The following is a 19821-nucleotide window of genomic DNA, read 5'->3' as shown; positions in this document are numbered from 1 at the left end:
GCACGGCTTCGGGTGCGCGTGGCGGTTGCTTGATCCGCGATCCGGTCCGTCGCGAACGGCCCCGGCGGTCCGCGATTCGGTCGCGAACGGCCCCGGCGGCGACGGGGGAAGGGGTCAGTTTCCGGCGAGTGCCCGGCCGGCCTCACGTGCGGCGGCCAGGGACTCGGCGTGCCGCTCCTCGGCGAGACCTCGCAGGCCCTCCATGCCGGGGGTGACGGCGGCGAGGGTGAGTTCCCGCTTGATGAGAGTGAGATCGGCCTGCCAGATGTCGCCCACGACGCGCTCCAGATACGGGGTGGAGTGGTCCCAGCCCTCACGCGGCGTGCCGGCGCCGTAGCCGCCGCCGAGCGTGGTGACCAGCACGGTGGAGTTGCCCTTCAGCAAGGGGGCGGTGGGACCGGCGCCGGCCATGACGAGGTCCACCCAGGTCTTGAAGTGCTGGGAGACACCGAAGTTGTACAGCGGCACGGCCAGGATCGCGGCGTCGGCGTTCTGCACCTCGTCGGCCACGAGCGCGGCCAGGGCGAGGGCCTCGCGCTGGGCCGGGGTGCGGTCCGTCTCGGAGAAGGAGCCGGCGACGACGGCCAGGGCCCAGGCATCGGCGGGCAGCGGCTCGGTGCCGAGGTGGCGGCGGGTCACCGTGGCGCCGGGGTGCGCCGCGACCCACTCGGCCTCGGCGAGGTCGGCGATCTCGGCACTGGCGGAGACGCCGGGAAAGATGCTGGCGTCCAGTCGGAACAGGTTCATGCGGGTAACTCCCTTGCCGGTATGGGGCCATGACGTTCGGGCGTGACGACAGAAGGCAGGCGGCAACGGCAGCCAATCCGGCGTCACGGCTCTCCTCAGCATAAACGGACTTCACCCCGCTTATGTTCCTCCGGGATGGATCGAGCACGTGGATCGGTCTCTGATCGCCCCTGGGAAAGCGGTCCGGCGAGCGGGCCGACGCGGTGCGCTCACGCGAGCACGCTCCGGTCGGCGAGCGGGCCGGTGGGCCGGGAACGACAAGGTGCCGCATCCCCGTGCGGGATGCGGCACCACCTGCGACGAACGCCCGATCCGACTCTGTTACGACACCACTGAACGCCCGTCAGAACACGGACGGCGCAGGCCCTTTCACCCGGCGCCGGTCAGGGACATGTACCGACACGGTCCGGTCACGGAGATCACCTCTGCCGCTGTCCCTGCTCTCGCTGCCGTTCGGCCTCCCGGGCGGACTTGTTCACACCGTCGAGCATGTAGCGTCGCCACAGGGGCGCCACGGCACGCCGCAGGAGCAGTCCGCGTCCGGGCAAGGGCTTGAACTCGTAGGTCCAGCGGATCAGGGTTCCCTCTCCGTCGGGAGTGAAGGTCCACTCGCCGCGTACCCCGCTCACCAGATGGCGCATCGTGCCGGTGAAGTCGGTGAGTTCGTAGGCGAAGGAGTGTGGAGCGGTGTACTCCGTCAGGCGTTCGGCGGCGGTGGAGCCGTCACTGAGGTCCGGGTTGCGCGATTGGCCCGCCGCGTCCCAGGCCCCGGTCTGATTCTTCGCCCCGCGTACGCCCGGGAAGGGCCCCCACCCCGTGAAGACGAGGGAGAGATCGATGGGCACGATGACGTCGAACACCTCCTGAGGGGGCGTTGGCGTGCGGATCTGCACGGTGACCGGGACAGTGACGTCGTTGCTGTTGATCAGTGTCAAGGAGTGTCCTTACGAGTTGACGGGGGCGAAGCGGCTCCGTGTGCCGCGATCTTGACGGCACCGCGGTGACGAACACGGCGTCGATGGCGTCGATCTGTGGCGTCGGTGGCGTCGGTGGCGTCGATCTGTACGGAGCGGGCCCTGGTTCCCCGGTGGGGCCCGATCGCGTTCACGGCCGCGGGCGCCAAGTAACGCGGTGTGTACGGGCGATGAGGCGCGGCGCGGTCCCGGATCCGTCGGTCTTGGCGGCGCCGGCAACGAAGTTGACGTTCATGGGCCCCAGCATCCGCACGAGAGGACGGAGCATCCAGAGAGCGGCCCACCGTAGGAAAACGGGTACCACCCTCGCCGGGCGGCTGTGACACACAATGGGTTCATGAGCGCAGATGTGACCAGTCTGGGAGCCACGATCCGCTCCTGGCGCGAGCGGCTGACCCCGGTGGCCGTCGGGCTTCCAGCCAGGCGATCCCGCAGAGCCCCCGGTCTGCGCCGGGAGGAACTGGCCGAGTTGGCCGACCTGTCCGTCGACTACGTCGTACGTCTGGAACAAGGCCGTTCCACGACCCCATCGGCCCAGGTCGTGGGGGCCCTCGCCCGTGCGCTCCACCTGGACCGCCACGAACGCGACCACCTTTACCGCCTCGCCGGTTTGCGCCCTCCGGACGACGGCACGATCACCGAGCACATCCCGCCCGGCCTACAGCGCGTCATCCAGAGGGTGGGAGAGACACCGGTGGCGGTCTTCGCCGCCGACTGGCGACTGCTGTGGTGGAACCGCAGCTGGGCCTCACTCCTGGGTGATCCCGCCGCGGTTCCCGCCGACGACCGAAGCCTTGTGCGCGCCCGCTTCCCCGTCGATTCGGACAGCGGACGCCCCGTCACCTGGCCGGTCACGGAGCAGGATCCCGAAGCATCGGACCGCGCCATCATCGCGGACCTGCGCCGGGCCTCCGCCCGCTACCCGGGCGATCCGGGGCTGGCACGCCTCCTGCGTCGCAGCATCGACGGGAACCCGCGCTTCGCCCGGCTGTGGCGGGAGGGCGCCGTCGGTACCCACTCGGAGGACCGCAAGACCATCCGGCATCCGGCCGTCGGTGACGTCACGGTCGACTGCGACGTCCTCACCGACGCGGACACCGACATCAAGATCGTCATCTACACCACCGTCCCGGGCAGTGAGGACGCCACCAAACTCGACCTCACCCGCGTCAGTGGCATCGTCGGCGCTCCTGGAACAGCGGCGCGGTGAGGTGAAGCCCACCGAGCGGTGGCTCCGACGGGAGCGCGCACATGGACGTCGACCGTCCTGCGCCGCGGCCGGCCCGACTCAGCGCACGGTGATGACGAGCTTGCCCGTGGTGCGGCCCGTCTCCCCCAGGACATGGGCCCGAGCGCCTTCGGCGAGGGGGAAGGTGTCGGAGACGTGGGCGCGGAGCCTGCCCCGGTCGACGAGTTCGGCGACGGCGCGCATTCCGGCCTGGTCGTGCTCGACGAGCAGGCCGACGGCGCGGACCTGTGCCTTCTCCGCCGCGGCCTGGGTGTCGTCGGCGCCCGGCACCAGGGAGATGAGGAGGCCGCCGGGACGGAGCACGCTCACGGAGCGGGTGGCGGTCTCCCCGCCGAGTGCGTCCAGGACGAGGTCGTAGCGCTCCTCGGTATCGGTGAAGTCCTCGTTGCGGTGGTCGACGCAGGCATCCGCGCCGAGTTCGCGCAGGAAGTCATGCTTGGGCGCGCTCGCCGTCCCCGTCACATGCGCGCCGCGCTCCTTGGCGATCTGTACGGCGAGATGACCGACTCCGCCGGCCGCGGCGTGGATCAGTACCCGCTGTCCGGCCCGGAGGTCAGCGGTCTCGACGAGGGCCTGCCAGGCGGTGAGCGCGGCCAACGGCAGGGCCGCCGCCTGGATGTGGTCGATCCCGGTGGGCTTGGCGGCGAAGGCACGGGTGGGGCCGGTGACGTACTCGGCGTGGGAGCCGGCCCCGTACGGGTAGGGCAGCATGCCGAACACCTCGTCGCCGGGCCGGAACAGCGTGACGCCGAAGCCGGTCTCCACGACGGTGCCGGAGACGTCCCAGCCGAGGGTCATGGGCGGGGGCGGCAGGAAGATGCTCAGGGCGCGGTGCTTGAAGTCCGTGGGATTGAGTCCGGCCGCGTGCACGGCGACCAGGATCTCGCCGGGGCCGGGCGTGGGCCGGGGAAGCTCCGTCAGTCGCAGGACCTCGGGGCCGCCGAGCACCGTCTGGTGCAGGGCGAGCATCACGGGGGCGCCCTCCGGAGCAGCGGGGCTCGGGGAGCCCGTGGCTGCCGCCGGAGCCGGGGAGTCGAGGTTCTCAGGGGTGTCCGTCGAAGTCATGCCTCGATCCTCGCCGTACGGTCCGGCCCCGGGCGATGGCAGAAAGGTCATCCTCCGATACATTCATGCCATGCCCTTGGACCATGCCCCTCGTCCCGCGTCCGCCGCGCCGTCCCGGGCCCGTCACCTCGCCGACCGCGCCCCGGCACCGGATCCCCTGCTGCCCCGGGGCCCGCGGCCCGGCGCCCACCGGGTCGTCGTTCTCGCCCTCGACGGTGTCTACCCCTTCGAACTCGGCATCCCGCACCGGGTCCTGGGGTCCGCCGACGGCCACTACGAGGTGCTGACCGCGAGCGTGGACGGGCAGCCCGTGCGTACCGACTCGGACCTGACCGTCACCCCCGGGCACGGTCCCGAGGTGCTGGCCGGGGCGGACACCGTGGTCATCCCGCCGTACGCGATCTCCCGGGCCTCCGCCATCGCCCCGGACCCGCGGGCCCTCGCCGCCCTCGCGCGCGTCCGCCCGGGCACCCGCCTGGTGTCCATCTGCACCGGCGCCTTCCTGCTGGCCGCCGCCGGGCTCCTGGACGGACGCCGCGCCACCACCCACTGGTCACTGGCCCCCAGCTTCCAGAAACTGTTCCCCCGGGTCGAGGTCGATCCGCGTGTGCTCTTCGTGGACCACGGGGACGTGCTCACCTCCGCCGGGGCGGCGAGCGGCGTCGACGTCTGCCTGCACCTGGTGCGCCAGGACCACGGCAGCGACCTCGCCAACCATGTCGCTCGCTGCTGCGTCGTACCGCCGTACCGGGACGGCGGGCAGGCACAGTACATCGAACGGCCACTGCCCCCGGCGACCGGGACCGGCACCGGACCGACCCGCGACTGGGCACTGCAACGACTCCAACTGCCCCTGTCACTGCCCGAACTGGCCACGCACGCCGCGATGAGCCCCCGCACCTTCGCCCGCCGCTTCCAGGAGGAGACCGGGCAGAGCCCCGGCCGCTGGCTCACCCAGCAACGGCTGCGACAGGCGCGCCACCTGCTGGAATCCACCGACCTGCCCGTCGAACGGGTGGCCCACGAGGTCGGCTTCGCCACCGCCACCTCGCTGCGCCGCCACCTGGCGGCGGAGGCGGGGGTCGCCCCGTCCACCTACCGACGCGCGTTCCGCTCCTCGGAGTGACAGGTCGCGGGCGGCGTCAGGGAAGCCTCAGGACCTGAGGGTTGAGGGGCTCAGATCCAACGGCGCCGACCTCACGGGCCGGGCCGGTCCCTCACACCGCACCGCAATCCGCCCGTCCTCCTGGTCACGGTCGGCGCCGCGTACTGCGCGCCAGAGGTGAGCGGCGCTCATTGAACCGGCCTGCGGACCACTGTGTCGCCGAGGAACGCCCCGACGGGATCGTTCGGTAACTCACCGCGTTCCGCACGTGGTTCGGGCAGGTCCCGGCGGGTGTCGACGGGTCCAGCTCTTACGGATCGCATCCACGCCGGTAGGTCCACGGGGTGGTACGCTCACATTCAGTACCGATCGATTCGGAACGTTGGCCTGTGCGGGATCAGCTCCTGTGAACACAGTCCGGCCGGTCACGGAGGGCTCCCGCGCATCGACAGATCGCTAGATCGCTAGATCACTGGTGAGCGTCACGGGCCGGGGGCGGCAAACCGGGCAGCCGCCGTATCCGGGTCGGTGCCGCCCCATCGGAACTGGGTCCCACGCCTCCGGAGCGGGTGCCTCACAGGCCAACCTCGGCGAACGCGTCGCCCCTGACTTCCTCGGACCGGGGCTTCGGCACATCTGCCCGTCCATGGCGGCCGGCACAGGGGCGCTCGGCGCCACGTAGAGGGACCGGACAACAAGAAGGGATGTCATTCATGCGACAGCGCACCATCGGAGATGTTCGTGTCAGCGCCATCGGGCTCGGCGCCATGCCGATGTCAGTAGAAGGCCGCCCGGACGAAGAGCGCTCGATGGCCACGATCCACGCGGCCCTCGACGCCGGAGTGACGCTCATCGACACCGCCGACGCGTATCACCTCGGCGCTGAACTCGTCGGGCGTGACGAGACCGGCCACAACGAGGCACTCGTCGGGCGAGCTCTCACATCATGGGGCGGTGACACCTCTGACGTACTCGTCGCCACCAAAGGAGGACACCTGCGCACCGGTGACGGCACCTGGATCCTCAACGGCCGCCCCGAGCATCTCAAGCAGGCGGCGAAAGCTTCAGCCGCCCGGCTCGGCGTCGACACCATCGGTCTCTACCAGTTCCACCGCCCGGACCCCGACGTGCCCTACGAGGACTCGATCGGGGCATTGGGCGAACTGATCGACGAGGGCGTCATCCGCATGGCCGGTATCTCCAACGCCGACCCCACGCAGATCCGGCAGGCCAACGATGTCCTCGGCGGTCGCCTCGCGTCTGTGCAGAACCAGTTCTCCCCCGCCTTCCGGTTCAGCCGGCCCGAGCTCGAACTCTGTGCCCAACTGGGCATCGCGTTCCTCCCCTGGAGCCCTCTCGGAGGTATGCGCCACGCGGGAGAGCTGGCCGAACGCCACGCGGCGTTCGGCGAGATCGCGAAGCAGCACGACGCCAGCCCGCAGCAGGTCTGCCTGGCGTGGGAACTCGCACTGTCTCCCGCGGTCGTCCCGATTCCCGGCGCCTCGCGCCCCGAGAGCATCCGTGACTCTCTCCGCGCACCCGATCTGGCACTCACCGCCGAAGAACTGGCGACACTGGACGCGAACGGCTGAAGACAGCCCCGTCAGGGTGCGGCGCGCCGGGCGAGGGCCAGGTGGTGACGCCGGGCATCGCCCGGCGGCGGTGATCGTGCGGGGCCGACGTTTCTCAGCTGATTTCCGAACGCCCGGCGTCGGCCGCTCGATCCTCTCGACGGAGCGGAGGCGGGGACCGCCTGTTCGTTTCGCCGCCGTGTCGGGCCGGTTGAAAGTCGTCGGACTCAAGTCACAGTCTTCCTCGCCGTGACGCGCGACACTCATCGGGAGCGGCAGCCGGGTCGCCCTTGTCCTGCCTGGAGGCGAACGCCGCGTCCCGGAGGACGCGGCGTTCGTCGAGGCGCTGGCGAAGGACTTCTCCGTCGTCCTGCCGAGTCATCCGGGCTACGGTCGCTCGCCCCGGCCCCACTGGTGCTCGACGGTCGGCGATCTCGCCGACATCTGTCTCATCTGGCTCGACCGGACGGAGCAGACCGAAGTCACGCTGGTCGGCCTCCAGTTCGGCGGCTGGGTCGCGATGGAGATGGCCCTGCGAAGCTCCGCGCGGATCTCCCGGCTCGTGCTCGTCGACTCGGTCGGCGTCGAGCCCGGCGGCCCGCTCGACCGGGACATCGTCGACATCTTCGCGACACCGCGCGCCGAGCTGGAGAAACGCCTTCCGATCGCCGACCGCGACTACCGGCTCGCGACGTTCCTGGGACGTTGACGAGGGCAGAGAGCGCGCCCTGGGCGATGCCGAGCGCCTGGGCACCGATGGTGATGCGGGTGTGGTGCAGAGTCTTCACGACCGTCGCGAAGCCGGTGCCCTCGGCGGCGATGAGCGGTCGGCGGGGACGCGTACGTCGCGGTGCTGCCAACGCCGCCGGCGTGCGTGCCGGGTGTCACGAGCCGGGCGGGACTTTCACGACACGCCCTGGTTTGAGCGGCCAGGTCGGGCGGATGTCTCGGGCTCGGTGTTCTCGGACGTGAGCGTGGTCGTCCAGCTGGCGAGCAGTGCGAGCTTGTCGGCGTCGGGCGTGCCGGGAGCCGCGGTGTAGACGACCATCGTGAGCCCGGGGTCGTGGGGCAGTTCGAAGGTCTCGAAGCTGAGGTCGAGGTCGCCGACGGCCGGGTGGTGCAGTCGTTTGAGTCCGGTGCGCTGGAGGTGCACGTTGTGCGCCGCCCAGCGCTGCCGGAACACCTCGCTGCGGGTGGAGAGTTCGCCGACCAGCTCCGTCAGCGCCGGGTCGTACGGGTTCCGCCCGGCCTCCTGCCGCAGTGTCGCGGCGATGTCGTCGGCGTTCTTCTCCCAGTCGCGCAGGAAGGCCTTGGCGGCGGGGTCGAGATAGGTGAAGCGGGCGGCGTTCGCCGGGCGGCGCGGGTCGGCGAAGACGGGTTCGTACAGTGCCCGGCCGATGCCGTTCATGGCGAGGATGTCCTGCCGGCCGTTGCGGATCCAGGCGGGCAACTCAGTGATCGCGTCGAGGATCCGCCGCACGGTCGGGCGCACCTGCTTCGGCGGAACGCGCCGGCGACGCGTGGGTGACTCGTTCGCCTTGCGTGCGAGGTCGAAGAGGTGGTCGTGCTCGGCCTCGTCGAGTTGGAGCGCCCGTGCCACCGCTTCGAGCACGCTGTCCGAGGCCCCCGTGAGGTTGCCGCGCTCCAGACGCACGTAGTAGTCGACGCTGACGCCCGCGAGCAGCGCCACCTCCTCGCGGCGCAGGCCGGTCACGCGTCGCTTGCCGCCGTACATCAGCAGTCCGGCCCGCTGGGGGGTGAGGCGCGCGCGCCGCGACGTCAGAAAGTCGCGGACGTCCTTGCAACGGTGACTCATATATCGACCGTACGCCGCGCGGGCGCGCGGCAGGGAGGTAACGGCAGTACCTGGAACAGCCGTACCTTCCGCCCGCGAGTGGCATCGCATTGAGTGGGAGGCATGATCGATCTCACGCTGAACAACGGCGTCGTACTGCCCGCGCTGGGCTTCGGCGTCTTCCGGAGCGCACCGCAGGAGACCGCGCGGGCTGTCGAGACCGCGCTGAGGACCGGGTACCGCCACATCGACACCGCGGCCGTCTACGCCAACGAGCGGGAGGTCGGCGAAGGCATTCGCCGCTCCGGCGTCCACCTCGACGAGGTGTTCATCGAGACCAAGGTGTGGGTCTCGGACGACGGCTACGACCAGACGCCGCACGCCTTCGGGAAATCGGCCCGCGAACTGGGTTGTCAACGGCTCGACCTGCTGATCCTCCACCAGCCGGCGCCCGACCGTTTCGAGAAGACGATCGCCGCCTACAAGGCGCTCGAGACGCTGCTCGCCGACGGCCGGGTGCGCGCGATCGGCGTGAGCAACTTCCTGCCGCAGCACTTGGAGCGGCTGCTGGCCGAGACCGACGTCGTGCCCGCGGTGAACCAGATCGAGCTCCATCCGTACTGCACGCAGTCGGCGGTGCGAAAGGCGGACGCGGCGTACGGCGTCCTCGACCAGGCGTGGTCGCCCATCGGCGGCATCACCTTCTACCCCGGCTACGGCGACCAGCGGGTGGGCGTCCTCGGCGACCCGACACTGCGGGCCCTCGCGCGGGCCCACGGCAGGACCGTGCCGCAGGTGATGCTGCGCTGGCACCTGCAACGGGGACGCTCGGCGATCCCGAAGTCGGTGACGCCCTCGCGCACAGCCGAGAACTTCGACGTCTTCGGCTTCGACCTCAGCGACGAGGAGCTCGCCCGTATCGACGGCCTCGACCGGGGCGTCCTCAACGGCCCCGACCCCGAACGGCCGGACACCGCGCGCCGGTTCGCTTTCGACCGCGTCATCCCCGAGAACTGAGCCTGGAGACCTTGTGATGCCTTCCTCTGTCCGCCTCGGCCTACGGTGGCCGATCGTCCCATGACCGCACGCCGGTTCATGCTGCCGGTCCTGTTGACCGGCACCTTCATGGGCTTCCTGGACACCTTCCTCGTCATTGTCGCCGTCCCCTCGATCGCGAGTGAGCTGAACGCCTCGGTCGCCGACACCCAGCTCGTGCTGTCGATCTACGTCGTCACCTACGGTGCGGCGCTGGTGATCGCCGGCCGCCTCGGCGACCGGTTCGGCCGTCGTCGCGTGTTCACGCTGGGGATGGCGGCCTTCACACTCTTCTCCGCCGGCTGCGCAATCGCGCCGAACCTCCATCTGCTCGTCGTCATGCGCGCCCTGCAAGGGCTCGGTGCCGCGGCGATGCTGTCCCCGGTGCTCGCCACGATCCAGGCGGTCTACGAGGGCGAGGACCGCCGGCGGGCCGTGCTCGCCTATACGACCGCGCTCGGCGCCGCGGCCTCCCTCGGCCAGGTGATCGGAGGCGGGCTCCTCGTCCTCGATCTCGCCGGTATCGGCTGGCGTGCGCTGTTCGCCGTCAACGTGCCGATCGGCCTTCTCGCGCTCGCCCTGATCCCGCGCGCCGTCCCTCGGACGCGTGCTCCGAAGCCCGAGCCGGTCGACGTTCTCGGCGGCCTCGTGCTCGCCGCCGCACTCATCCCGCTCATGCTGGGCCTCAGCCTCGGCCCCGAGCGTGACTGGCCGCCCCTCGCCTGGCTGCTGATCGGCCTCGGCGCGGTGACCGGCGCGCTCCTGCCCGCGGTCGAGCGCCGCGCCCCCGCACCCCTGCTGACCGGACGGCTCCTGAGACAGCGTCCCGTACAGCTCGGCCTCGTCGCGACCCTCGCCTTCTACATGGGCAACAGCGCGACCATGCTCGGCCTGACGCTGTTCCTACAGGACGGCCTGGGGATCGGGGCGCTCGGCGCCGGCGCCGGGTACCTGCCCATCGGCCTCGCCTACATGGCCGCCACACTCTGGGCCCGCCGTCCCGGCGCGCCGAGCGGACCGCAGGCGATGCTGTGGGGCTCGGTGGTGATGTTCGCCGGTCTCACGACCGCCATCGCGGCGCGTCTCGCCGGCACCGGCCCGGTCGTCATCGCGCTCGTCCTCGCCCTCTTCGGTGCCGGAATGGGGTTCGTCTACCCCGCGATCGTCGCCTCCGTGCTCGCCGGCGTACGCCGCGGGGACGAGGGCGCCGCGTCGGGTGTGCTGCTGACCGCGACCCAGGTCGCCAACGCCCTGGGGATCGCCCTCGTCACCGCGGGCTGGAACGCGACCGCGTCACTGGCCACGGCCCTGGGGATCGCGGCAGTGCTCGTACTCGGCGTGGCCGTCGTCGCGGGACGTCTGCGTGCCGGCGTCGCCGTGCCGACGCGACCGCTTCACGACCGTGGAGAGCACGGCGACCTCTCCACCCGAACATGACCGCACCACCAAGGAGAACCATGCTTTCCGTTCTGGAGAACACCGACCTCAAGACCCGCGCGTTCGCGCAGCTGATCAACGGCGAACTGGTGCCGGGAGCCGGCACGTCCGAGGTCATCGATCCCGGTACCGGCCAGGTGATCGCTCTCGCGCCGACGGCGGGCGACGATCAGGTCCACGCGGCGGTCGGTGCCGCGGACGCCGCCTTCAGGACCTGGCGCGTCAGGCCGTTGGCGGATCGCCGCGCGGCACTGCGCCGCATCGCCGACACGGTCGAGGAGCATGCCGACGAGCTCGCCCGGCTGCTGGCCCTGGAGACCGGAAAGTCCCTGGCGATGGCGCAGGAGTTGGAAGTGCGGTGGGGCGTTCGGTGGGTGCGCCACTTCGCCGGGCTCTCACTCGCGCCCGACGTGCTGCGCGACGACGCGAGCGGGCGGTTCGAGCGCCACCACGAGCCGCTCGGTGTGGTCGCGGCAATCGTGCCGTGGAACTTCCCGCTGTTCCAGACTCTGTACAAGGTGGCGCCGGCCGTCCTCGCGGGTAACACGGTCGTTCTCAAACCGGCCCCGACCACTCCGCTGCACGCACTCTTCCTGGGCGAGTTGCTGCGCGATCTCCTGCCCCCGGGAGTCGTCAACATCCTGGGCGACGGAGGCGACGCCGGCCCGGCACTCACCAACCACCCGGCTGTCCGGCTGGTGTCGTTCACCGGTTCGACAGCCGTGGGGCGACAGGTGATGGCCAGCGCGGCCTCGACGATCAAGCGAGTGGTGCTGGAGCTGGGCGGTAACGACGCGGCCGTCGTCATGCCGGACGCGGACCTCGATGTCGTGGTGCCGGAGATCTTCTCGTGGTCGTTCGCCTACGCCGGACAGATCTGCTCGGGCATCAAGCGGATCTACGTCCCCGAAGCGCTGTACGAACAGTTCTGCGCACAGTTCGCACATCTGGCGGAGTCGGCGAAGCTGGGCCATGGTCTCGATCAGGACGCCACCTTCGGTCCCATCCAGAACGCCAGGCAGTTCGAGCGCGTGAAGGGCTATCTCGCTCACGCACACGCGGACGGCAAGGTCATCGCCGGCGGAACCGTGGACCCGCGCCCCGGCTTCTTCGTCCCGCCCACCGTCGTGAGAGACATCGGCGACGACAGCGTCCTGGTACGCGAGGAGACCTTCGGCCCGGTGCGGTCCATCCTGAGCTACAGCGACCTCGACGACGCCGTGGCACGGGCGAACGACACGGACTACGGCCTGGGCAACTCCGTCTGGGGGACGGATCTCGCGGCAGCGCAGAGCGTCGCCCAGCGGCTTGAAAGCGGCACCGTCTGGATCAATTCACATGTGGCCGCCGCCCCCGAGGTGCCGTTCGGTGGGACCAAGCAGTCCGGTGTCGGAGCCGAGTTCGGCGTCGAAGGCCTCATGGAGTTCGTCGACAACAAGATCGTCTACGTCCCGCACGCCTGAGACACCGACCACGCGCCGACCACGGGGACGAGGTCGGCGCGTGGTCGGTAGCCGCGGCGACCTGTCAGCGGTCGCACTTCGGCGGCGCACCCTTACGTCCCAGCGTCCGTATCACCGGTCGTGGGATCGGGGGATCGGGGGATCAGGGGATCAGGGGATCAGGGGATCAGGGGATCAGGGGATCAGGGGATCAGCAGCAGTTTCCCGGTGGTCGTGCGCGACTCGATGTCCGCGTGGGCCCTGGCCGCCTCGGCCAGTGGGTAGCGGCCACCGATCCGGACGATCAGTTCGCCCCTCTCGACGAGTGTGAACAACTCGGCGGTGCACGCCTTGAGTTCCTCGGGTGTGCGGATGTAGTCCTCGGTCACGGCGTAGGTGAGGCGGGTGCTGCGGGGGATGTCGTTCATCGCGATGGTCGGCACCTCACCGATCAGCGGCCCGTAGAAGACCAGCGTGCCGTGCGTGCGCAGCATCCGCAGGGACGCGGCGAACGTGGTCGCGCCCGCGCCGTCGAACACCACGTGCACTCCCCCGCCGCCGGTCAGCTCGCGCACCGGCTCGACGAACGCGTCACCGGTGGAGACCAGGACATGATCGGCGCCCGCCTCGGTGGCGAGTTCGACCTTCTCCGGTCGCGACACCAGGCCGATCACGGTGCCGCCGCGTGCCTTGACGACCTGGGTGAGCATCATCCCGACGCCGCCTGCCGCCGCGTGCACGAGCGCGATGTCCCCCCGCCGTACCGGGTGGGACACGGTGGCGAAGTGGTGCGCGGTCAGACCCTGCAAGAGCACGGCCGCGGCCGTCTCGTCGTGGACGGCGTCGGGCACCGGGACGACACCGCTCGCCGGGAGCACGATCTGCTCGGCGTAGCTCCCATGGTCGTTGATCGTCAGCCACGCGACACGATCACCGGGGGCGAACCCGTGCACGCCCTCGCCCGTCTCCGCCACCACGCCGGCGCCCTCCGCACCCGGCACCTCGGCCAGGGCCCGTCCGCGGATGGCGGTGCCGAAGAAGTTCACACCCGCCGCGCGGACATCCACCAGGACTTCACCCGGGCCCGGACGCGGTGCCGGCCGCTCGCGCAGCCGTAGGACGTCCGGACCGCCTGCTTCGTTGACAACGATCGCTCTCATGCGGCCAGAAGTAGGTTCCCGAAAATGGACCAGCAAGTACAATCTGGTCTGTGACCACCAGTAAAGGCGCCGCGACCCGTCTGCGGATCGTCGAAGCCGCCGCGGCCGAGATCCGGGAGCGCGGCACGAACGTCACCACGCTCGACGACGTGGGCCGGCGGAGCCGCACCGGCAAGAGCCAGATGTTCCACTACTTCCCCGAGGGCCGGGAACAGCTTCTGCTCGCCGTCGCCGAACTCGAAGCCGAGCGCGTGTTCGACGACCAGGAGCCGTACCTGAGCGAACTCACCTCGCGCGCGGCCTGGGAGGCGTGGCGCAATCTCATTGTCGAGCGCTACCGCGATCAGGGGCTGCACTGCCCGCTCGGGGTGCTGATCGCCGACGTGGGCAGGTACAGCCCGGCCGCGCAGGCCGTCTCGGCGCAACTGGTGAGGCGGTGGCAGGAGTGCGTCCGAGCCGGTATCGAGGCCACGCAGGCGAACGGCGAGGCCAACCCGGCCCTCGACCCCGACCGCACGGCCGCGGCCGTGATCGCCACCGTCCAAGGCGGTGTCACCGTCCTGCTCTCCACCGGATCCGCGGAACACCTGGAGGCCGGGCTGAACCTCTGCCTCGACCACCTGCTGTCGTGATTCACGATCAACGGCGTCGCAGACAACCGCTTCCTAGGTAGGGCGACGAACCCGTCACCGCCCGGCACGTATGGCCTTGTTCGCGCCGGGCGGCTCACACTGCGGCGGTCCGGTGCAGTGCAGGGGTTCGTGAAGGTCAACCGCGGTGGAGTTGCTGAACCTTCTCCTGGTGACTGCTGGTCAAGTCCGGGTCCGTGCGGAATCTCCGGACCGTTCCCCGGGGCGCCGACGCCGGTCCCGCGGATCAGCCGGCCAGTTGCCGGAGCAGTTCGCCGGCGTCGTGCAGGGCCGTCATATGCACGAACCGCCCGTCGCGGACCTGGTAGATGGCGTACTCGGTTATCTCGAACGAGGCACCGGTCGGGGGTACTCCGAGCCACCCCTCCACCGGGGTACCGGTGTTGACCAGACGCGCGGCCAACCGGTCACCGTCGAAGAGCAGTTCCTTGAGTTCCCAGTGGAGGTCCGGAACCGCGTCCACGTCGCGCCTCTGGACCGCGAGGAGGTCGTCGCGGGTGGCCGGCTCACCGTTCAGGGTGGTCCGGTCGTTTCGGACATGAACGGCCTCTCGGTATGACAGCCCGGATCGGGCCCCAACGGGATGTTGACCCGACGCAGGACTCACGCCCGGTGACGCACCGTGCGACGGCGCGCCCCGGACGTCGATGCCGAAGAGGGTGTCGAAGCGCTCCTCGGCAACCTGCTCAAGCGGCACGAGCGTGGCGGTGGAGGCGTACGCGAACAGCCCGCTCGGACTTCTGCGGCGATCGCTACAGAAGTCGACCGTAGCACTTCCGTAGCGATCGCTGCGAGGTACGCTGCGGGCGTGGAGACGAAACAGAGCGGCCCCATCGGTCGGCCGCGAGGATTCGACGCCGACGAAGCTCTTGAGCGCGCCATGCTGGTCTTCTGGGAGCACGGCTACGAGGGGGCGAGCCTGACCAGCCTCACGGACGCGATGGGCATCTCCAACACCAGCATGTACGCGGCCTTCGGCAACAAGGAGGAGCTGTTCCGCAAGGCCCTCCGCCGCTACACCGAAGGCCCGAGCGCCTACCTGGTCCGGGCCCTTCAGGAGCCGACCGCCCTCGGCACCGCCACCGCGATCCTGGCCGGCACCGTTCGCACCACCACTCTCCCGGACCATCCCCACGGGTGCCTGGGCGTCCAGAGCGCCCTGACCGCCAGCGACGCGGGCCAGGACGTCCGGGACCTCCTCGCCGACTGGCGCAACGACGGCTACGCCGCCGTACGGGAGCGGTTCCAGCGAGCCGTCGACGACGGCGACCTGCCTCCGGAGACCGACCCGGGACTCCTGGCCCGCTTCATCACCACCTTCGCCTACGGCATCGCCGTACAGGCCGCGAGCGGTGTCGGCCGCGACGAACTCCAGGAGATGGCAGACGCCGCGCTGCGCAACTGGCCACTCTCCTGAACGCGCCTCACGTTCTTGTCACGGGCCGGGTCGACAGTCGGGCCGGGGCGATGCTCAGCGCCCGACCCCGGCCCCGTACACGCCGTAACCGCGTCCGACCAGCTGTATCGAGGACGGCGGCTGACCGGCGACTCAGGCCGTGTGCTGGTAGGCCGGGTAGGTCAGATAGCCGGCGTCTCCGCCCTGGTAGTACGTGGCCACGTCCACCGGAGCGACGGGAAGTCCCGTGCGCAGTCGCTCGACCAAGTCGGGGTTGGCGAGAAAGCCCCGGCCGAAGCTGATGAGGTCCGCTCCCAGTCCCAGCCAGTGATCGGCGTCCTCGCGTCCTGTCTGCTTCGCGCCCATCGGAAGTACCGGATTCATGATCAGGGTGCCCGGCCAGGTGCGGCGCAGGCCGACCAGGATTTCCTCGTCGGCGGTGGCCTCGATGTGGACGTAGGCGAGCCCGAGAGGCGCGAGTTCGGTCAGCAGCGCGGTGTAGAGCTCGGGGACGTCGGCCTCCTCCACACCCCAGAACGTCCCCGCCGGGGAGAGACGGATGCCGGTCCGGTGCGCGCCGACGGCTTCGGCCGTCGCGGACACCGCCTCGACGGCGAAGCGGATCCGGTTGGCGACCGGGCCGCCGTAACGGTCGGTGCGCAGGTTGGCGTTGGAGGAGAGGAACTGCGAGATGAGGTAGCCGTTGGCGCCGTGCAGTTCCACTCCGTCGAAGCCGGCGTCGAGGGCGCGGCGGGCGGACCGGGCGTAGGACAGGGCTTGTTCGGGCACTTCGGCCGTCTCCAGGGCGCGCGGCATGGGCGCGGCCTGAAGCCCGGTCGGCGTGAACACCTCCCCGACGGCGGGGACGGCCGAGGGTCCGACCGGCGTCATGCCTGTGGTGTCGGGGTGTGAGACGCGTCCGCCGTGCATGAGCTGGGCGAAGATCCGCCCGCCGTTGGCGTGCACGGCGGCGGTCACCGGCCGCCACGCGGTGACCTGCTCGTCGGTGTGGAGCCCTGGCGTACCCGGGGCGGACTGGCCGACCGGAGTCGGCTGCACGCCCTCGGACACGATGAGGCCGGCGGTGGCCCGCTGGGCGTAGTACGTCGCCATCGACGGTGTGGCCAGACCGTCGGCGGTGGCGCGGACCCGTGTCATCGGGGCCATCACCATCCGGTTGGGCAGCGTCAGGTCGCCGAGCTGGTAATTGCCGAAAAGGGACGTCACTTCGGAGCTCCTTTGTGGTCCGCGGCACGGATTTCAGCCCGCCGCGGTTTGATGACATATGAACTGACGTGGTGTCAGAGAAAAGGAAAAGGGCCGCGGAATCACAGCGATCAGCCGGGCATTCCAATAGCCGTCGTAGGCCGGGGTGAGCGTCCGTTCCCCGCGCCGTTACGAGGATCCGGCGAGGACAACTCCGATACCGAACCGGGGCACAGGGCACCGGAGCGTAAACCCGGAGCGTGAAAGCTGTCCGCGCACTTTGAAAGACCTCATACGCGCCGGGGGACGCCCTCGGCACCACATCAGGACCCTCACCACCATGACGTCCGGAGGGAGTGGCGTCCAGACATCAGCCTAGGTCCAGCTGATCCCCCCTCAGCGTCCTCGCGGTGCCGTACGCGCGCCACACTGGAGGCATGGACCAGAACGTCGAACTCGGAGAATTCCTCCAGTCCCGCAGGGCGAGGCTTCGCCCGGAGGACGCGGGCTTGAGTCCAGGCAGCGGCCCGCGTCGAGTACCAGGACTCCGCCGGGAGGAGGTCGCACTTCTGGCCGGGGTGAGCACCGACTACTACGCGCGCCTGGAACAGGGCCGCAACCGGCATGTGTCGGACTCGGTCCTGAACGCGGTCGCTCGCGCCCTGCGGCTCGATGCCGTCGAGCAGGGCCACTTGAGGAAACTCGCCCGGCCACCCGCGTCCGGCGGGGCTCTTCCCGTATCCGTGGCGCGCGTACGGCCAGAGGTCCACCACATGCTGGATGTCCTCAACGACGTCTCCCCGGCGCTGGTCGTCAACCACCGGCGGGACGTACTCGCCTCGAATCACCTCGCGCGTGCGCTGTTGGTCGACTTCGACGCCCTGCCCAGTCGCGAACGCAACATAGCCCGCTTCACTCTGCTCGACCCGGCCGCGCGCACGCTGTACAGGGACTGGGAGGCTGTCGCGGAGGGCTTCGTGGCCACTCTGCGGCTGTCGTCGGGGCAGTACCCCGACGACCGGCTCCTCAATGAACTCATCGGCGAATTCTGCGTGAAGGTACCCGAGTTCAACCGCTGGTGGGCGGCCCACCAGGTACGCCAGTGCTCCCACGCCAACGAGCGGTTCCTGCACCCAGTGGTGGGCGAGATGACCCTTCACCACGAAGCGCTGACATTGCCCGTCGACGCCGGCCAGACCTTCTGCATCTACACCGCACAGATCGGGACAGCCTCCCAGCAGGCCTTGCGCCTGCTAGCGAGCTGGACCGCCCCCGATCACGCACCGGCCGCGGTCGATGAGCGTGAGCGGGATCGCCGCACCTGAGCACGGCGCCGTCGGCCCCGTCCGCCCGGTGCGTGTCGGGCAGCCGCCACCATTCACCAAATCTCGGCACCAGGAGAAGAAATGCCAAACCCTGACCTTCGGCGAGCCGCATTCGAGGAATTCCTCGACGGAATGCACCACGCGGACGTCACCAAGATTTCCCGTCGACTCGCCGAGAATGTGGTGGTGAACAGCCCCATCCTCGAAGAGGCCATTTCGGGCCACGAAAAAGCCGCGGCGCTCCTTGGGAAGCTCTCCTCACTCGCTGACGACTTCACCGTGCACCAGATCCTCGTCGGCGAGACCCACCTGGCGGCGGCCTTCGGGCTGCGGGTCGGTGAGACCGCCCTGGACGGCATTGACTACGTACGATTCGACGCGGACAACAACATCGTGGAGCTGTCCGTGTACTGGCGACCCCTTCCACGCATCGTGAAAGTGCAGCAACAATTCGCTGCCGCCCTGGGAGCCCCCGCGCTGGAACTGGTGATCAAGGAGTAAGCCTTCTCCGCCCCCGGCCAGCATGAGGCCCAGGCCGGCCGGTTCGTCCGCGTCCCGGGGGGTCGGAGTGGCGGTCAGCGCACCAGGCGTTCGATCAGCGTCTGCCAGGCGTCGCCGAGGAACACGCTGATCTCCGCCGGGGTGTTGTCGCCGATCTCCGGCTGTGAGAAATACAGCAGCAGGGGCCCCTCCAGGGCAGCGGTGAGCTGGATCGTCACGCCGTCCAGTCCCGGTATCGCCGCTGCCTGACGGAGCAGTACGCGGATGTGGAGCTGGGACACCGACGGGTTGCCGACCGGCTCGGGCCGGTTGCGGTGGAAGGAGGCCCGCGCGATGGCGTGGTGGTCCAGGAGGAAGTCGATGCGGGCGCGGCCGTAGGCGACGAGGCGCTCGACGGGTTCGGCGCCGGGCCCCAGCGGCGGAGGTCCGGACAGCACTTGCTCCTGGAACCGGATCTCGTCGTCCTCCAGGAGCGCCCGGAAGATACCCGCTCTGGTGCCGAAGCGACGGAAGACGGTGCCCTTGCCGAGTCCGGCACGCTCGGCAAGCCCGTCCATCGTGACCGAGTCCACCCCGCCCTCCGCGATCATGTCGCGCACGGTTCGCAGCAGGCGCTCCCGATTTCGTATCGCGTCGGCGCGTTCACCGCGCGGCTTCCCGAAAGGGACCACAGGCACATTCACAGGTTCAACCTACCTCCGCAAACACAAGCGGAGCCGTGACACCGGATGGCCTGCCACTGCTGACCAGTACCGCATCAGGCAACGTTCGCCCGCTTGGGGGCGATGTAGTTGCAGTGCTGGTCGTAGCACGAAGGGTGGTGTCAGGTGAGGTTGTCCAGAGCCCAACGGGCGGTACCGGTAACGGGCCCGGCCTCCGTGGTGACCCGCCTTAGGACCCGTTCCCACGCAGCGCGCTGGGCCGCGGTCAGGCGCATAGGGCCCGGTTCGGCGTCCGGGTCGTACTCCGCGGCGCGATCTTCCAATGTCTCCAGGAGAGTTCGGCCTGGGCGGCGGCGCGCGAAGGTGATGTCATAGGTCACCGTCCCCAAGGTAGAGCCCCGGGCTCGATACCCTCCGGGCCGTGGCTGAGCGGGTGCGGGCGCGACAGTTGTGCAGATCACCCGGGCGGTATGCGCGGTCCGCGTGCAGGGGGCCAGCCCG

Annotated in this window: 19 protein-coding genes and 1 pseudogene; 11 read left to right on the top strand and 9 right to left on the bottom strand. The window is 70.0% G+C overall.

Annotation, left to right across the window (positions count from 1 at the left end; all coding sequences use genetic code 11):
• Nucleotides 1-114: 114 nt before the first annotated feature.
• Together ACFYNU_RS24595 and ACFYNU_RS24590 are read right to left on the bottom strand one after the other, a co-directional pair.
• Nucleotides 115-747, bottom strand: coding sequence for an NAD(P)H-dependent oxidoreductase (locus ACFYNU_RS24595; RefSeq protein ID WP_356585336.1), 633 nt, complete (start codon nt 745-747; stop codon nt 115-117).
• A gap of 419 nt (nt 748-1166) precedes the next feature.
• Nucleotides 1167-1682: an SRPBCC family protein gene (locus ACFYNU_RS24590; protein ID WP_356585335.1), complete on the bottom strand. Its 516-nt coding sequence runs from the start codon at nt 1680-1682 to the stop codon at nt 1167-1169.
• Nucleotides 1683-2058: 376 nt separating this feature from the next.
• Between ACFYNU_RS24590 and ACFYNU_RS24585 the strand changes: the two genes are divergently transcribed.
• Nucleotides 2059-2931 carry a helix-turn-helix transcriptional regulator gene (locus ACFYNU_RS24585; RefSeq protein WP_356585334.1) on the top strand — a complete coding sequence of 291 codons (873 nt, stop codon included), beginning with the start codon at nt 2059-2061 and terminating at the stop codon, nt 2929-2931.
• A gap of 78 nt (nt 2932-3009) precedes the next feature.
• On the opposite strand, the gene ACFYNU_RS24580 is transcribed toward ACFYNU_RS24585, so the two are convergent.
• Nucleotides 3010-4035, bottom strand: a complete 1026-nt coding sequence (locus ACFYNU_RS24580) for an NADP-dependent oxidoreductase (RefSeq protein ID WP_356585333.1) — start codon at nt 4033-4035, stop codon at nt 3010-3012.
• 70 nt (nt 4036-4105) lie between these two features.
• Here ACFYNU_RS24580 and ACFYNU_RS24575 point away from each other — a divergent pair, with 70 nt between their 5' ends.
• The 3 genes from ACFYNU_RS24575 (at nt 4106) to ACFYNU_RS24565 (ending at nt 7420) form a co-directional block, all read left to right on the top strand.
• A complete protein-coding gene (locus tag ACFYNU_RS24575) occupies nt 4106-5161 on the top strand; it encodes a helix-turn-helix domain-containing protein (RefSeq protein ID WP_356585332.1) in 1056 nt (351 codons plus the stop codon).
• Nucleotides 5162-5853: 692 nt separating this feature from the next.
• On the top strand, nt 5854-6732 hold the full coding sequence (locus tag ACFYNU_RS24570; protein WP_356585331.1) for an aldo/keto reductase: 879 nt from the start codon (nt 5854-5856) through the stop codon (nt 6730-6732).
• Between the two features lie 244 nt (nt 6733-6976).
• Nucleotides 6977-7420 carry an alpha/beta hydrolase gene (locus ACFYNU_RS24565; protein ID WP_356585413.1) on the top strand — a complete coding sequence of 148 codons (444 nt, stop codon included), beginning with the start codon at nt 6977-6979 and terminating at the stop codon, nt 7418-7420.
• A gap of 10 nt (nt 7421-7430) precedes the next feature.
• On the opposite strand, the pseudogene ACFYNU_RS24560 reads toward ACFYNU_RS24565, so the two are convergent.
• Nucleotides 7431-7558 (bottom strand): annotated as a pseudogene (locus ACFYNU_RS24560) (acyl-CoA dehydrogenase); the annotation flags it as partial.
• A 57-nt stretch (nt 7559-7615) separates the two neighbouring features.
• The gene (locus tag ACFYNU_RS24555) at nt 7616-8527 is read right to left on the bottom strand and encodes a helix-turn-helix transcriptional regulator (RefSeq protein WP_356585330.1); all 912 of its coding nucleotides are present in this window, start codon (nt 8525-8527) and stop codon (nt 7616-7618) included.
• A gap of 102 nt (nt 8528-8629) precedes the next feature.
• On the opposite strand from ACFYNU_RS24555, the gene ACFYNU_RS24550 reads away from it, so the two are divergent.
• From ACFYNU_RS24550 to ACFYNU_RS24540, 3 genes are read left to right on the top strand one after another with little or no spacing between them, the layout of a single operon-like run.
• Nucleotides 8630-9523, top strand: coding sequence for an aldo/keto reductase (locus tag ACFYNU_RS24550; protein ID WP_356585329.1), 894 nt, complete (start codon nt 8630-8632; stop codon nt 9521-9523).
• Nucleotides 9524-9583: 60 nt separating this feature from the next.
• Nucleotides 9584-10978, top strand: a complete 1395-nt coding sequence (locus ACFYNU_RS24545; RefSeq protein WP_356585328.1) for an MFS transporter — start codon at nt 9584-9586, stop codon at nt 10976-10978.
• 20 nt (nt 10979-10998) lie between these two features.
• Nucleotides 10999-12441, top strand: a complete 1443-nt coding sequence (locus ACFYNU_RS24540) for an aldehyde dehydrogenase family protein (protein WP_356585327.1) — start codon at nt 10999-11001, stop codon at nt 12439-12441.
• Nucleotides 12442-12623: 182 nt separating this feature from the next.
• Here the strand turns inward: ACFYNU_RS24540 and ACFYNU_RS24535 are convergent, their stop codons facing one another.
• Entirely contained in the window at nt 12624-13580 is a 957-nt protein-coding gene (locus tag ACFYNU_RS24535; RefSeq protein ID WP_356585326.1) for a quinone oxidoreductase, read from the bottom strand.
• Nucleotides 13581-13630: 50 nt separating this feature from the next.
• On the opposite strand from ACFYNU_RS24535, the gene ACFYNU_RS24530 reads away from it, so the two are divergent.
• The gene (locus ACFYNU_RS24530; protein WP_356585325.1) at nt 13631-14212 is read left to right on the top strand and encodes a TetR/AcrR family transcriptional regulator; all 582 of its coding nucleotides are present in this window, start codon (nt 13631-13633) and stop codon (nt 14210-14212) included.
• A gap of 244 nt (nt 14213-14456) precedes the next feature.
• On the opposite strand, the gene ACFYNU_RS24525 is transcribed toward ACFYNU_RS24530, so the two are convergent.
• Complete coding sequence (locus tag ACFYNU_RS24525) at nt 14457-14837, bottom strand: ester cyclase (protein WP_356585412.1); 381 nt, start codon at nt 14835-14837, stop codon at nt 14457-14459.
• Between the two features lie 201 nt (nt 14838-15038).
• Here ACFYNU_RS24525 and ACFYNU_RS24520 point away from each other — a divergent pair, with 201 nt between their 5' ends.
• Entirely contained in the window at nt 15039-15647 is a 609-nt protein-coding gene (locus tag ACFYNU_RS24520; RefSeq protein ID WP_356585324.1) for a TetR/AcrR family transcriptional regulator, read from the top strand.
• Nucleotides 15648-15779: 132 nt separating this feature from the next.
• On the opposite strand, the gene ACFYNU_RS24515 is transcribed toward ACFYNU_RS24520, so the two are convergent.
• Nucleotides 15780-16853, bottom strand: coding sequence for an alkene reductase (locus tag ACFYNU_RS24515; RefSeq protein WP_356585323.1), 1074 nt, complete (start codon nt 16851-16853; stop codon nt 15780-15782).
• A gap of 416 nt (nt 16854-17269) precedes the next feature.
• Between ACFYNU_RS24515 and ACFYNU_RS24510 the strand changes: the two genes are divergently transcribed.
• Entirely contained in the window at nt 17270-18157 is an 888-nt protein-coding gene (locus ACFYNU_RS24510; RefSeq protein ID WP_356585322.1) for a helix-turn-helix transcriptional regulator, read from the top strand.
• A gap of 81 nt (nt 18158-18238) precedes the next feature.
• Nucleotides 18239-18658: a nuclear transport factor 2 family protein gene (locus ACFYNU_RS24505; protein ID WP_356585321.1), complete on the top strand. Its 420-nt coding sequence runs from the start codon at nt 18239-18241 to the stop codon at nt 18656-18658.
• A gap of 74 nt (nt 18659-18732) precedes the next feature.
• Here the strand turns inward: ACFYNU_RS24505 and ACFYNU_RS24500 are convergent, their stop codons facing one another.
• Nucleotides 18733-19341, bottom strand: a complete 609-nt coding sequence (locus ACFYNU_RS24500; protein ID WP_356585320.1) for a TetR/AcrR family transcriptional regulator — start codon at nt 19339-19341, stop codon at nt 18733-18735.
• Nucleotides 19342-19821: the final 480 nt, after the last annotated feature.

The organism is Streptomyces sp. NPDC006643 (assembly GCF_042870175.1).
In the GTDB taxonomy this organism is placed as follows: domain Bacteria; phylum Actinomycetota; class Actinomycetes; order Streptomycetales; family Streptomycetaceae; genus Streptomyces.
The sequence above is the reverse complement of the archived record's forward strand: the minus strand, read 5'-3'. Positions and strand labels throughout refer to the sequence as shown.

Coding starts and splice junctions, on each gene's coding strand:
- ACFYNU_RS24595 (WP_356585336.1), bottom strand. CDS start 747: ATGAACCTGTTCCGACTGGACGCCAGCATCTTTCCCGGCGTCTCCGCC.
- ACFYNU_RS24585 (WP_356585334.1), top strand. CDS start 2,059: ATGAGCGCAGATGTGACCAGTCTGGGAGCCACGATCCGCTCCTGGCGC.
- ACFYNU_RS24580 (WP_356585333.1), bottom strand. CDS start 4,035: ATGACTTCGACGGACACCCCTGAGAACCTCGACTCCCCGGCTCCGGCG.
- ACFYNU_RS24575 (WP_356585332.1), top strand. CDS start 4,106: ATGCCCTTGGACCATGCCCCTCGTCCCGCGTCCGCCGCGCCGTCCCGG.
- ACFYNU_RS24570 (WP_356585331.1), top strand. CDS start 5,854: ATGCGACAGCGCACCATCGGAGATGTTCGTGTCAGCGCCATCGGGCTC.
- ACFYNU_RS24555 (WP_356585330.1), bottom strand. CDS start 8,527: ATGAGTCACCGTTGCAAGGACGTCCGCGACTTTCTGACGTCGCGGCGC.
- ACFYNU_RS24550 (WP_356585329.1), top strand. CDS start 8,630: ATGATCGATCTCACGCTGAACAACGGCGTCGTACTGCCCGCGCTGGGC.
- ACFYNU_RS24545 (WP_356585328.1), top strand. CDS start 9,584: ATGACCGCACGCCGGTTCATGCTGCCGGTCCTGTTGACCGGCACCTTC.
- ACFYNU_RS24540 (WP_356585327.1), top strand. CDS start 10,999: ATGCTTTCCGTTCTGGAGAACACCGACCTCAAGACCCGCGCGTTCGCG.
- ACFYNU_RS24535 (WP_356585326.1), bottom strand. CDS start 13,580: ATGAGAGCGATCGTTGTCAACGAAGCAGGCGGTCCGGACGTCCTACGG.
- ACFYNU_RS24510 (WP_356585322.1), top strand. CDS start 17,270: ATGGACCAGAACGTCGAACTCGGAGAATTCCTCCAGTCCCGCAGGGCG.
- ACFYNU_RS24505 (WP_356585321.1), top strand. CDS start 18,239: ATGCCAAACCCTGACCTTCGGCGAGCCGCATTCGAGGAATTCCTCGAC.